The following is a 12,147-nucleotide window of genomic DNA, read 5'->3' as shown; positions in this document are numbered from 1 at the left end:
TATCCCTGCGCATGGATCACGGCACCCAGTACCTCTCAGACCATTTTCAGAACCAGATCAAGTTCTGGGGGATCACTCCCAGCTTTGCCTTTGTTGCCGAACCCCAGACCAATGGAGTTGCCGAACGGTTCAACCGCACCTTGAAAGAGCAGGCCATCTATGGCCGGGTTTTCCGTAACATCACCGACGTTCGCGAAGCCGTGATGACCTTCGTGGAGCTTTACAACAGCGAATGGCGTGTTGAGAAAAACGGCTTCAGATCACCCGATGAAATCCGTCAGGCGGCGTAAGCTAAACTTCTGTCCAGGGAACCGGTTCCGCTACAAGATTGTCAGTCTGAGTAATCCGCAGGAAAGGATGGACAGTGAAACCACCGCTCTTTATAGCTGATCTGGTGCATGGATTGACAGCACCGCTACAGGCTGCGCGTTTTTTGCGCGCCCATCCAGCGTTGCTGCGTTATGTGGCAACACCCTTTGTCATCAATGTGCTGACCTTTGCCCTGGTGTTTTATTTCGGGGCCGGCTTGTTCGATGAGCTGACGGCACGCTATCTCAGCGGGCACGAAGGCTGGTGGTGGCAGGTGCTGGATTGGCTGGTGACGCTTTTGGCGGCCCTGGTGACACTGGTGCTGGTGTTTTTCAGCTTCACCCTGGTGGGCAACCTGATTGCCGCGCCCTTTAACGAACTGCTGTCCGAGCGTACGGAGCAACTGCTTAGTGGCGCCGAGGCAGACACGCCCTTTTCGCTGCGGCGGTTGTTGCGTGATGCCGGTCGCAGTCTGTTTGATGAAGTGCGTAAGTTGTCACTGTTTGTCATTGCGCTGGTGCTGTGTCTGTCGCTGGCGCTGATTCCGCTGCTGGGCGCGCCCCTGTCGGCAGCCGGCTCCCTGTTGTTGACCCTGTATTTTCTGGTCATCGAGTACACGGGATTTGTGTTTGGTCGCAAGGCTCTTGGTTTTGCCGTGCAGCGGCGTTTTGTCGCTCGCCGCCGTGGTTTATGGCTGGGGTTTGCCCTGGCCGTGTTCGCCCTGCTGCTGGTGCCGCTGATCCAATTGCTGACCATTCCGCTGGCGGTAGTGGCCGCCACCTTGCTGTGCAGCGGTCTGCCGCTTCAGCACCCGCCAGCCCACTGACCCCTTGACCCTATCCCCTTTTTCCCACCCTTGAGACCGGGAGACAGAGACCCCATGGCCGAACGAGGACAGACCAAATTCCAGATCGATCTGCGCCGCCATCTGCGTGAACAGGCGGTTGACCGCAATCTGACCCGTCTGATTACCGAGATTGCCGAGGCATCGAAGTATATCATCAACTCCATCCGTACCGGCGATCTGGGCGTGGCCGGCACCTCGAATCTCTATGGTGAGCAGCAGCTGGCACTGGATGTGCTGGCGGATCGCATCCTGGAAAAACGCCTGAAGTATTCCGGCGTGGTGGCCTCGCTGGTGTCGGAGGAAAGCGGTGATATCCTTCGTTTTCACCCGGAGCAGGAGGGGCCGTACTACTCGGTGGCTTACGATCCTCTCGATGGTTCCTCGCTGGTGGATGTCAATCTGGCGGTTGGCACCATCGTGTCCATTTATGCCGGTGACAATCTGCTGCAGCCTGGTCGCCAGCAGGTTGCCGCCCTATATATTCTCTATGGCCCACGTACCACTCTCATGTATTCCACCGGCAACGGCGTGCATGAATTTGCCATGAACCAGCTGATGGAATATTCCCTGGTGCAGGAGCATGTGCGCATTGATGGTGGCAGTGGCATCTACTCGCCCGGTGGCCAGCGCAATCTTTACACTCCTGGCACCGAAGCCTTTGTCCGCTCACTGGAGGAGCGAGGTTACAAGCTGCGTTATAGCGGCGGTTTTGTCCCCGATATCAATCAGGTGATGATCAAGGGTAAGGGAGTATTTCTCTACCCCCATTTGCAAAACCGGCCGCGGGGCAAGCTGCGGCTGCTCTATGAACTTAATCCGATGGCCTTTTTGGTCGAGCAAGCCGGTGGTGCCGCGTCGGACGGACATCGGCCGATTCTTGATCTGGTACCCCAGAAAATCGATGACTGCGCCCCGGTGTTCATTGGCTGTCGCGAGGATGTGGCTGCTGCCGAGGCCTGTATCGCGGCGCAGGGCTAGCAGGGTCGTCCTGTTGGTTAGAACGCCAGCCTTGGCAAGCCGTACTGCAGAAAACAAAACAACCCGCTCCGGTTTATCCAGGGCGGGTTGTTTTGTCTGAAACAGAGTCAAATAGGAGCGAGAGCTACGTCGGGGCTTTGGTGTGCCTAGCCGCTTTGCTGGCACAGGCCATATTGCTGGCCGAGCAACAGACAGAACAAGCGGATCAGGCGCTGGTCCCAGTCGTTGAACGGGACCGCTGCTGGCCGGCTCAGCAACAGCACGCCCCCGAGGGTATCTTGGCAAAGCAGGGGGATGCCGAGCAGGTGGCGGCTCAGATCCTGTTGCGGACAGTCCATTGTGCTGGCACAGGCCAGGCTGTTCTGCATTTTCTGGGTTTCCAGTACTTGCTGGATGCAATATTCCTCCATGCAGTCGCAGGGTTCCTGGGCCGGTATAGTGCCCTGCTGCATCACCAGCACGGTGCCGATTCGCGCCTGGGGCTGACCGGGCAGGGTGTAGTAGGCGGCCCGTTGGGCCTGAAAGCTGTCAAAGGCAATAAGTAGAGCCTGGTGCAGCAACTGTTGACGGTCGAAACGATGAACCGGCAGTTCCGCCAGTCGCTGAAGGGCCGACAGCGAGAACAGCAGTTCATCGAAGGTGGTTGACAGATCGATGACCGCATCGGTCAGCGGCAATAGCGGAGGTTTCATGCGGATTCGCCTCCGGCGATGAGTTGGGCCATTTCGCTGAAGCTCTCCAGCTGACCTTCCACCTCGTGTACGACCTTGCGCAACTGGGCTAGGTCGAGCAGTGCGGGATCGGTGTAGAAGCTGGCTGGATCAATGGACGATCCCTGATAAAGGGCCTCGGCCAGACGGGTTCCCAGATCGGTCACCTGGGCCAGAGCCCAACCGGCATCCTGGACCGCGTCGGCGCTGGTGCCTTCCAGGGCGATGACAATACTGGCCGGCAGATCCCAGCTGCGCGCCAGTACGGCCGAGGCTTGTCGATGATCGAAACCCAGTGTTTGACGGAGTCGCTCACTCAAGGGCCGATGATTGTCCTGCAGTAGTGGCTCAAGAATATCGGGAAAGCAGTGAACCAGAGCCGGCAGTCCGATGTTATGAATCAGGCCGGTGGTGTAGGCCACTGCTGGCGAGGGTTTTTCCCGCTGGCGCAGGTAATGCGACAGGCCTTGCGCCAGGGCTGCAGTGGTCACGGCGGTGAACCAGTAGCGTTGTTGATCGAAGCTTTTCACCGTGCGGGTATTGAGTCCGCTGGTCAGGGCCATGGCCAGGGTCAGGCTGCGGGTAATGCTCAGGCCCAGCACCCGAATGATGGCTTCGCGCACTGTGGCAATTTCGCCACGCTGACCGTAATAGGCGGAATTGGCGCAGCGCAGCAGGCGCGCGGCGATGGTCGGACTCTTATTGATGATGCTGACCAGATCAACCAGATCAGCCTGGTCGTCGGTAACCACACGGATGATTTCCTGAGACAGACCGCGTGGCGGCACCAGTTGTTTGACCGTGCGGATATGGCTCAGGGCAGCGGCATTCATGGACGACCTCCTTTAGCCGGCCGATTCAGCCGGGCCAGAAAATCCTTTATCTGGCGGGCAATGCCCGTGGCATCGAGTCCGTAGCGGGCCCGCAGCTGGCTCTGACTGCCCTGCTCGACGAACTGGTCGGGCAGCCCCAGTCGCAACAGCGGTTCATAACGGCCGTGCTGTTCCAGCAGTTCGAGTACGGCACTGCCGAAACCGCCGGCCAGCACGTTTTCCTCCAGTGTAATCAGCGCGCCGCAGGTATCAAGTTGCGCCAGAATAAGTTCTTCATCAAGGGGTTTGAGGAACCGGGCATCCACCACGGCCAGCTCAAGACCTTCGGTGGCCAGCAGTTCGGCAGCCGCCAGAGCCTCCTCGGCGCAGGTGCCGAGGCTGACGAGACAGGCGCATGTGCCGGGGCGCAGCAGCTCACCCTTGCCATTGGGCAGGGGGCTGATGGCCTCCGGCTCGGCCAGCCCGCGCACCTCGCCTCGCGGATAACGATAGGCGTAGGGACCGGGGCTGGCCAGAGCGCTGAGCATGGCACGCTTGAGTTCGATCTCGTCGCGCGGGGCAACCAGTGTCAGGTTGGGGATGTGGCGCAGAAAGCTGAAATCGAACACCCCGTGATGGGTCGGGCCGTCGGCCCCGACCAGCCCACCGCGATCCAGCGCGAAGATGACCGGCAGATTCTGCAGGCAGACATCGTGCAGCACGTTGTCGTAGGCCCGCTGCAGGAAGGTTGAATAAATGGCCACCACCGGTTTGAGTCCCTCGCAGGCCATGCCGGCGGCGCAGGTAACGGCATGCTGCTCGGCAATACCGACGTCGAAGAAGCGTTCCGGGAAACGTTTGGCAAAAGGTACCAGGCCGGTGCCGGTACACATGGCGGCGGTCAGGGCAACCAGACGTGGCTGTTCACTGGCCAGCTGGCACAGATAGTCACCGAATACATCGGTATAACTAGGTTTTTTATCCGACGCTTCAACCACCTGACCACTGAGTTTGTCGAATGGGCCGACCCCGTGGAACAGTGACGGGTTCTGTTCTGCCGGCAGATAGCCCTTGCCCTTGCGGGTCAGCACATGCACCAGCGTCGGCCCCTTGAGCGCCGAGACATTCTGCAGGGTTTCGATGACCTCGTCGAGCTGATGACCGTCAATAGGGCCGACATATTCGATGCCGAAGGCCTCAAACAGCATGCCCGGGGTAACAAAGGCCTTGAATGAATCCTCGGTGCGTTTGGCCAGCTGCACCAGATCCTTGCCGAAACGCGGCACACTGTTGAGGAAGTTTTCCGTTTCGCGTTTAAAGCGAACGAAAAAACGCGAGGTCATCTTGCGGCTTAAAAACGATGACAACGCCCCGACATTAGCTGAAATCGACATCTCGTTGTCATTGAGGATGATGATCAGGTCGCGGTCGAGGTGACCGGCATGGTTGAGAGCCTCGAAGGCCAGACCGGCGGTCAGGGAACCATCACCAATGACTGCCACCACCTTGTTGTGCTTGCGTTTGCTGTCGCGGCCCACCGCCATGCCGAGGGCCGCCGAGATCGAGGTGCTCGAATGACCGACATCGAAGCAGTCGTGCGGGCTCTCGGCCCGTTTGGGAAAGCCGCTGATGCCGTCAAGCTGGCGCAGACTGTCAAAACGCTCCAGCCGGCCGGTAAGTAACTTGTGAGCGTAGGCCTGATGGCCGACATCCCACACCAGGTGGTCGTCGGGTGAATTAAACACATAATGCAGGGCCAGGGTCAGTTCGACAATGCCGAGAGAGCTGGCCAGATGGCCGCCGGTTCTGGAGACGGTGTCGATGATCTGGCCGCGCAGTTCATCGGCCAGCTGGTGCAACTCGACCAGCGTCATCTGTTTGAGATCCTGCGGACCCTTGAGTTGTCGGAGCAATGTGGACATGAGAGATTCCCGCGAAAAACCGGAAGTGCCGGTACTTTGATCAATGTCGGCGTTCGATGATGTAGGCGGATATGGCGCGCAACGGTTCGGCTGCCGGCCCGAAGGGTTCAAGCAGGGCCAGTGCCTGGTTGTGCAGCTGGCTGGCCCGGGCGCGGGATTCGGCGATGCCGAGCACTGCCGGGTAGGTGGCCTTGCCGCGGGCGGCGTCGCGGCCGGTATCCTTGCCGAGCTGTTCCTGCTGGCCCTCGACGTCGAGCAGATCGTCGGCGATCTGGAAAGCCAGGCCGGCTTTTTCGCCGAACAGACTCAGCTGTTTCAGGCCGGTTTCGTCGACGCCACCGATCAGTGCCCCAGCCTGCAGCGCGACGCGGATCAGGGCGCCGGTTTTGTGGTGATGGATGAAATCGACGGTTGCCAGATCAACGGCCTGTCCTTCGGCTTCCATGTCGGCGACCTGCCCCGCCACCATCCCGGCAGCGCCCGAGGCGCTGGCAATCAGCTGGGTGGCGCGCAACTGGCGTTCGGCGGCGATTCCCGGCCAGGGCCGTGTCAGCCAGACAAAGGCTTCGCTGAGCAGGGCGTCGCCGGCCAGAATGGCCAAGGCTTCACCATAGACACGGTGGCTGGTCGGGCGACCACGGCGCAGATCATCATCGTCCATGGCGGGCAGATCGTCGTGAATCAACGAATAGGTATGAATCATTTCCAGAGCGCAGGCTGCGTCGAGCACCTGGTTCGGTTGGCCGCCGACCGCCTGGCAGGCGGCAATCATCAGAATCGGCCGCAGGCGTTTGCCGCCGGCGAACACCGAATAACGCATCGCTTCGTGCAGGCGGCCTGGGCGTTGCTGTGGTTGTGGCAGCCGGGCATCGAGGGCGGCGTCGATCTGTTGTTGTTGTTCGTTGAGGTAAGCGGTCAAATCCATCAGCGAAGTTCCTCATCGGGATCGGTTGCCGGGCGGCAGATCAGCTGGCCGTCGTCTTGCCGGTCAAGCAGTTCCAGGCGGCTTTCGGCCCGTGCCAGGGCTTTGCGGCAGCGTTCGGCGCATTTGACGCCGGCTTCATAAAGCTTCAGAGCCTCTTCCAGTGACAGCTCGGCGTCCTCAAGCTGATTGACGCAGCGTTCCAGCTGTTGTAGATCGTCTTCAAAACGGACCGTTTTGGCCATGGCCGGTGTCCTCCCGGAATCAGGCTGATTGAGATGCAGATAGCGGCACGCCAACACATCAAAGGCTTCACTGCTGCCATCGTTTTGTGGCTTTGGCCTCGCGAAGACTACCTCATTGTTCACCAAGCTTATGCCTGGATGGAGCCGGTTCGGTTGTCCCCTTCAGCCGGATGCTTTTGCCGAAGGCGTCATTTATTTCAGCGTCCTGCCCAAAATGATCGCAACGGAATCGGGGGTGTTCGCCCGTCAGGCATAAGCTGCAATTATGGCAGCAGCACAGCGGTGCCGTCAAGGGTGCTGCGCTGGGCCGTCCTGTTCCAGGCGGGCGGGAATCCGGCCATCGTGAAAACGCAGCCAGACCCGTTGCCCGGCAAGCAGACCCGTTGCCCGGCTCAGGGGTCTGGCCTGAACATCATCCTGCTCAACCAGTGTGTAACCGCGCGCCAGAATTCGCAGGGGCGAGAGCCCATCAAGGCGCTGGCAGGCCAGCGCCAGCTGTTGATGGCGCCGGTCAAGCTGTTGCTGCAGCGCCTGCTGCAATCCTGCCCGCAGCCAGTGCAGACGGTCGCGCTGCCATTGCAGGGTCTGGCGGGGATGACGCAGGCGACGCTGTAGGGCGTCAAGCTGCTGGCGGGTTTGCTGCAGGCGACCGCGCAGGCCGCGGCGCAGCCGGCCGTCAAGTTGATCGAGATGCTGTTCCAGTTCACAGCGATTGCGCACCACCAGTTCGGCGGCGGCGCTGGGCGTCGGCGCGCGCAGATCGGCGACAAAATCGGCGATACTGTAGTCGGTCTCGTGGCCAATCGCGCTGATCACCGGCAGGCGTGAGGCCGCAATGGCCCGTGCTACCCGCTCGTCGTTGAAGGCCTGCAGATCTTCGAGACTGCCGCCACCGCGCGCCAGGATCAGCACATCGGTTTGGGCCAAGCGGTTGAAATCGGCCAGCGCCTGGCAGATCTGCTCTGGCGCCTGTTCGCCCTGGACCAGCACTGGTCGCAGGATCAGGCGCACACCGGCGGCGCGTCGCCGCAATACGGTGCGGATGTCGTGCAGTACCGCGCCACTGGCCGAGGTGATCAGGCCAATACTCCCGGGGTAGGGCGGCAGCGGTTTTTTGCGTTCTGTGGCAAATAGCCCTTCCTGTTGCAGGCGGGCTTTAAGTTGCTCGAAGGCCAGCTGCAGGCTGCCGATACCGTCGGGTTCCATTCGGTCGATGAGCAGCTGGACATCTCCCCGTTCGCGGTAAAGGCTGGCCCGGCCACAGCAGAGTACCTGCTGACCATTGGCCGGCAAGAAGCTGACGGTGCGGTTGGCTGAACGGAACATCACCGCACGAATCAGGCTGGTGTCGTCCTTGAGGGCAAAGTACCAGTGGCCTGAAGCCGGACGGGACAGGTTGCACAGTTCGCCGCGCAGCCAGACCTGCGCCAGATTGTCCTCGATTACCTCCTTGAGCAGATCGACCAGGCGGCTGACGCTGAGTATAGGTGTGTCGGGTGGCAGCGTAGAGGACGGGCAGGGTGGCATGAACAATCCTCCTGGGTTCTGGTGGAGCCTTAGCCTTGCTGGCTAACCGGCTAATGAAACACAGCCTGTAAAAACCATGACTGGGCGACCAAAATCAATCATTGCTCCGTCATGGATTGATTTTGTGAGCAAGACGAAAAAGCGCATTTCCGGCAGGTGTCGTTGAAAAAAGCCCCGGGCGGGACGTTTTCAACCTCCGGCTAATGCACCAGTGCCGAGGCGGGGACCACCTCGATATCGCTGTGGCGCACCTGACGGGCAAACGCCTGCAGGGCCAGCACGGTTTCTTTGTGGGGATGGCAGATGCCGATGGCCTGACCCTGCTGCCGGGCACGGCGCAGCAGCTGATCGAGCTGCCGGCTAATGGCGGCAACATCCTGCACATTGTCAAGAAATACATCCCGTCGGGCGGTAGCGATGCCCAGCTGGCGGGCCTGATCCGCGGCAACGGAGGCCGGGCTGGTCAGGCTGTCGATGAAGAACAGTCCGGCCCTGGCGATCTCTTCCAGCGCGGCCTGCATACAGGCGGCATCCTGGGTGAAGGCCGAACCCATATGGTTGTTGCACCCTGTTGCCGCTGGTAGCTGGGACAGAAAGGCGCGGGTACGATGTCTGATTTCGGTGCCGTCCAGGCTGAGCAGCAGGGCGCCGGGACCGGGATCCGTCTGCGGATAGCCCAGTGGCTCCATGGGCAGATGTACCATGACTTCGTGTCCTTGACGCTGGGCCAGTTCCATGATGGTGCGGGAGTGGCTCAGGCCGGGAATGATGGACAGGGTGACCGGTAGATTCAATGCCAGCACCTGACGGGCACGCTGCAGGTTTTCACCGACATCGTCCATGATGATGGCCAGCCGCACCGGAGTGCTGCCGCGTGACGGCAGGACCAGCGGTGGTGTGGCAGGCGGTGGCTTGATCACCTGTGTGGCTGGAGTGGCGGGGGCGAGCGGCAGCTGAGCCGGGTCTGGTGGCGGCTCGATTTCGCTAGCCGGCGGTTCCTCCGGCCAGGGTGAAAGGACCGGCGCAGGCACGGTTGCCGGTGGCGGGATGACGACGGCCGGGCTGGCAGGAGGCGGCGCAATGAACGGCCTGACCGGGGTGATCACGGGGGCTGCCGGCGTTGGCACGGAATGTCGCGCGGGCTGGGGGCGACCAGCCAGCCACAGTAAGATGGCCAGCAAGACGGCGGTCAGCAGCAGGATGACAGCGAGGCTGAGGCGGGTCGGTGTCCAGCGGCGCAGCAGGCGACTTTTACGCCGCCGCCGGCTTGCCCGCGACTTTTTTGGTTTGTTCTTGTTTGGCGAACTCATGGCTGCCCGCCTGGTGCCCGGCTGGGCGCCTCACCGGTCAGCCGCTGGCAGCCGATCAGCAGGTTGATCGCGGAAAACAGCTGAAAATCCTGGCGCAACAGCTCCGTGTCCGCTGGATCACTGGTGGTGATCTGTGGATAGAGTTCGGCCGGCCGAACGGCTGTCGGCTGCGGCAGATTGGCTTCACGGACGGGCGGGCCGGCGGCGCTGGTCTGCCACTGGCCCTGGGGTACGACGAGATCGGGAATGATGCCACGGGCCTGCAGACAATGGCCATTGGGCGTGTAGTAATAGGCCGTGGTCAGCCGCAGGCCGCCACCATTGCTGAGTGGAATCAGCGCCTGAACCGAGCCCTTACCGAAGCTGGTGACACCGACGATCAACGCCCGGCGATGATCCTGCAGGGCGCCGGCGAGGATTTCGCTGGCGCTGGCACTGCCTTCATTGATCAGGACCACCAGCGGGTAATCCGGTTCGGTGGCAGTTTTTTCGGCGGTGAACTGGAGTTCGTCCTGTGGCCGGCGGCCGCGGGTGGAAACGACCAGCCCGCCGTCGAGAAACAGATCGGTGATGGCCACTGCCTGATCCAGCAGGCCACCAGGGTTGTTGCGGACATCGAGAATCAGCCCGAGCCATTGGTTGCCAGCCTGCTGGCGCAGACGTTGCAACTCAGGAAGTAGCTGGGCTGCGGTGTTCTTCTGAAACTGGCTGATGCGCAGGTAGCCGATGGCGGCGGGTCCGCCCGGCGTTGCCGGTAGCAGACGGCCCTGAACACTGGTCAGCTCGATTTTTTCCCGGCGCAGTTCCAGATCAAGAGGAGCACTTTGCTGATCGCGCTGCAGTTGCAGACGGACGACGCTGCCGATGGGGCCACGCAGCTTCTGCAGGGCTTGATGAATGCCCATCTGACTGGTGGCCAGGCCGTCAATAGCGCTGATGCGGTCGCCGGGGCGGATGCCGGCGCGTTGGGCCGGCGTGCCATCGATGGGGGCAATAATGATGATACTGTCGTCCTTGACGCTGATTTCAATGCCCAGACCATTAAAGCTGCCTTCGGTGTCGATCAGGGCCTCGCTGAATTCGTCAGCATTCATGTACTCGGAATGGGGATCGAGGCTGGTCAGCAGACCGCGGACGGCACCATCGACCAGCTGATCCAGCTTGTGGGCGTCGACATGGTTTTGTTGCACCAGAAAAAGGATGTCAGCCAGCAGGTCGAGGGCAGCGTAATCATCAACGGTCTGGGCGGTGGCCGAGAGCGGCCGGCCCAGCAGCAGGCTGATGACCAGCATGGCGACCAACACGACAGCGGTTGAGCGGTGGTTGCTCGCCAGCCGGTTTGTTCCGGAGAGTTTCATGGTTGGATACCTGAGAAGATTCGCGGTCAACGGGGTTTGAGCCATTGCCGCGGGTTGACCGGGGTCCCGCGGTGGCGGATTTCAAAATGATAGCTGTCGCGCTGGTCGTAGCCGGACAGGGCCAGAACCGTGCCGCTGTCGACCCGATCCCCCTTGCCGACCCGCAGGTCGCGAGTCTGGGCGTAGAGGCTGTAATACTGGTCGCCGTGGTCGACGATCAACAGCTCGCCATAGCCCTTGAACGGTCCGGCAAAGACCACCTGGCCGGGCCAGACGGCCTTGATAGGGCTGCCCGGCAGGGCAGCGATTTCCAGACCGTTGCTCTTGACTCCGGTGCCCAGTCCCTGCTGGGTGAAGGTGCCGAATTCCTGGCGGACCTTGCCAGTTGAAGGCCAGGGCAGCTGGCTGCGGGCCTGGGCAAAGCGCTGCCCACGTGGCTGGTAGCTGTCGCGCTGGCGTTGTTTGAGGGTATCGACCAGATTGGCCAGACTGCGTGAGCGTTCTTCCAACTCGGCCAGAACACCGGCCAGACTGGCCTTGTCATTGCGGATCTGGCGGATCAGCTGCTCCTTCTCTTTCTGATCGGCCAGCAGTTGTTGTCGCTGGCGTTGCTGTTGGTCGAGCAGTTGTTGCTGGCGTTCGAGCTGTTGTTGCAGGGTCTGGCGAACCTGACGGCTTTGCTGTAACTGGTCACGGTAGCTGTGCAGCAGGGCCTGGTCGTGGGCGGTGATGCGGCGCAAAAAATCGGCGTTTTCCGCCAGCGTCAGGGGAGATTCAGTGGAAAACAGCAGGCACAGACTGCTGCTGTCATCGCTGGTGTAGAGGGCACGCAGGCGTTTGACCACCGCGCCGCGGGCCTGTTGCAGAACCTGTTCGTATTGGTCGATCTGCAGCTGGGCTTCGCTGACCTGCTGGCGCAGCTGCGCCAGTTCGGTGCTGGCGGCATCGAGTTGCCGCTGACTGCCGGTCACCCGGTTCTGCAGCTGTTCCAGCTGTTGCAGGGTGGAGTGTTCGGCACGGGTTTTCTGGGCCAGCTGACCACTGGTGGCGCTGATTTGCTGCTGCATCTGCTTCAGCTGCTTTTGCTTGCTGGCCAGTTCGTCGGCGGCCAGCGGCGGCCTCAGACTGGGTACAAGCAGCAAGGCGAGCAACAACAGCTGGCATAAAAATGGGCGCCGGTGGCGGCCAGAAGGAAGCCTGATCATGG

12 protein-coding genes are annotated in these 12,147 nt (G+C 61.2%); 3 read left to right on the top strand and 9 right to left on the bottom strand.

What is annotated here, in order from left to right; translation table 11 throughout:
* The 3 genes from BLR80_RS06310 to BLR80_RS06300 form a co-directional block, all read left to right on the top strand.
* Window positions 1-290: integrase core domain-containing protein (locus tag BLR80_RS06310; RefSeq protein WP_143012090.1), on the top strand; the 290-nt coding region annotated here is incomplete at its 5' end.
* A 74-nt stretch (window positions 291-364) separates the two neighbouring features.
* The gene (locus BLR80_RS06305; protein WP_171906342.1) at window positions 365-1,135 is read left to right on the top strand and encodes an EI24 domain-containing protein; all 771 of its coding nucleotides are present in this window, start codon (window positions 365-367) and stop codon (window positions 1,133-1,135) included.
* A 54-nt stretch (window positions 1,136-1,189) separates the two neighbouring features.
* Complete coding sequence (locus BLR80_RS06300; RefSeq protein ID WP_092077424.1) at window positions 1,190-2,134, top strand: class 1 fructose-bisphosphatase; 945 nt, start codon at window positions 1,190-1,192, stop codon at window positions 2,132-2,134.
* Between the two features lie 146 nt (window positions 2,135-2,280).
* Here the strand turns inward: BLR80_RS06300 and BLR80_RS06295 are convergent, their stop codons facing one another.
* The 9 genes from BLR80_RS06295 to BLR80_RS06255 form a co-directional block, all read right to left on the bottom strand.
* Window positions 2,281-2,826, bottom strand: coding sequence for a GAF domain-containing protein (locus tag BLR80_RS06295; RefSeq protein ID WP_092077421.1), 546 nt, complete (start codon window positions 2,824-2,826; stop codon window positions 2,281-2,283).
* Window positions 2,823-3,677, bottom strand: a complete 855-nt coding sequence (locus BLR80_RS06290; protein ID WP_092077418.1) for an HDOD domain-containing protein — start codon at window positions 3,675-3,677, stop codon at window positions 2,823-2,825. Before BLR80_RS06290 ends, BLR80_RS06295 begins: the two co-directional genes overlap by 4 nt.
* The gene (gene dxs / locus BLR80_RS06285; RefSeq protein WP_092077415.1) at window positions 3,674-5,578 is read right to left on the bottom strand and encodes a 1-deoxy-D-xylulose-5-phosphate synthase; all 1,905 of its coding nucleotides are present in this window, start codon (window positions 5,576-5,578) and stop codon (window positions 3,674-3,676) included. The genes BLR80_RS06290 and dxs overlap by 4 nt, the downstream gene beginning before the upstream one ends.
* Before the next feature lie 40 nt (window positions 5,579-5,618).
* A complete protein-coding gene (locus BLR80_RS06280) occupies window positions 5,619-6,503 on the bottom strand; it encodes a polyprenyl synthetase family protein (protein ID WP_092077412.1) in 885 nt (294 codons plus the stop codon).
* Complete coding sequence (gene xseB, locus BLR80_RS06275; protein WP_092077409.1) at window positions 6,503-6,745, bottom strand: exodeoxyribonuclease VII small subunit; 243 nt, start codon at window positions 6,743-6,745, stop codon at window positions 6,503-6,505. Before xseB ends, BLR80_RS06280 begins: the two co-directional genes overlap by 1 nt.
* 288 nt (window positions 6,746-7,033) lie before the next feature.
* A complete protein-coding gene (gene xseA / locus BLR80_RS06270; RefSeq protein WP_092077407.1) occupies window positions 7,034-8,272 on the bottom strand; it encodes an exodeoxyribonuclease VII large subunit in 1,239 nt (412 codons plus the stop codon).
* 200 nt (window positions 8,273-8,472) lie between these two features.
* Window positions 8,473-9,582 carry a divergent polysaccharide deacetylase family protein gene (locus BLR80_RS06265; protein ID WP_092077404.1) on the bottom strand — a complete coding sequence of 370 codons (1,110 nt, stop codon included), beginning with the start codon at window positions 9,580-9,582 and terminating at the stop codon, window positions 8,473-8,475.
* The gene (locus tag BLR80_RS06260; protein WP_092077401.1) at window positions 9,579-10,940 is read right to left on the bottom strand and encodes a S41 family peptidase; all 1,362 of its coding nucleotides are present in this window, start codon (window positions 10,938-10,940) and stop codon (window positions 9,579-9,581) included. Before BLR80_RS06260 ends, BLR80_RS06265 begins: the two co-directional genes overlap by 4 nt.
* 26 nt (window positions 10,941-10,966) lie before the next feature.
* Window positions 10,967-12,145, bottom strand: coding sequence for a murein hydrolase activator EnvC family protein (locus tag BLR80_RS06255; protein WP_092077398.1), 1,179 nt, complete (start codon window positions 12,143-12,145; stop codon window positions 10,967-10,969).
* Between the last annotated feature and the right edge of the window lie 2 nt (window positions 12,146-12,147).

This window comes from Desulfuromonas thiophila (genome assembly GCF_900101955.1).
Lineage (GTDB): Bacteria > Desulfobacterota > Desulfuromonadia > Desulfuromonadales > Desulfuromonadaceae > Pseudodesulfuromonas > Pseudodesulfuromonas thiophila.
Note: the sequence above shows the minus strand (reverse complement) of the source record. Positions and strands in the feature narration are given on the sequence as shown.

Bases quoted from the DNA above. Each gene is read 5' to 3' on its own strand.
- BLR80_RS06290 (WP_092077418.1), bottom strand. From the start codon at position 3,677: ATGAATGCCGCTGCCCTGAGCCATATCCGCACGGTCAAACAACTGGTG.
- BLR80_RS06260 (WP_092077401.1), bottom strand. From the start codon at position 10,940: ATGAAACTCTCCGGAACAAACCGGCTGGCGAGCAACCACCGCTCAACC.
- xseB (WP_092077409.1), bottom strand. From the start codon at position 6,745: ATGGCCAAAACGGTCCGTTTTGAAGACGATCTACAACAGCTGGAACGC.
- BLR80_RS06255 (WP_092077398.1), bottom strand. From the start codon at position 12,145: ATGATCAGGCTTCCTTCTGGCCGCCACCGGCGCCCATTTTTATGCCAG.
- xseA (WP_092077407.1), bottom strand. From the start codon at position 8,272: ATGCCACCCTGCCCGTCCTCTACGCTGCCACCCGACACACCTATACTC.
- BLR80_RS06265 (WP_092077404.1), bottom strand. From the start codon at position 9,582: ATGAGTTCGCCAAACAAGAACAAACCAAAAAAGTCGCGGGCAAGCCGG.
- BLR80_RS06280 (WP_092077412.1), bottom strand. From the start codon at position 6,503: ATGGATTTGACCGCTTACCTCAACGAACAACAACAACAGATCGACGCC.
- BLR80_RS06295 (WP_092077421.1), bottom strand. From the start codon at position 2,826: ATGAAACCTCCGCTATTGCCGCTGACCGATGCGGTCATCGATCTGTCA.
- dxs (WP_092077415.1), bottom strand. From the start codon at position 5,578: ATGTCCACATTGCTCCGACAACTCAAGGGTCCGCAGGATCTCAAACAG.
- BLR80_RS06300 (WP_092077424.1), top strand. From the start codon at position 1,190: ATGGCCGAACGAGGACAGACCAAATTCCAGATCGATCTGCGCCGCCAT.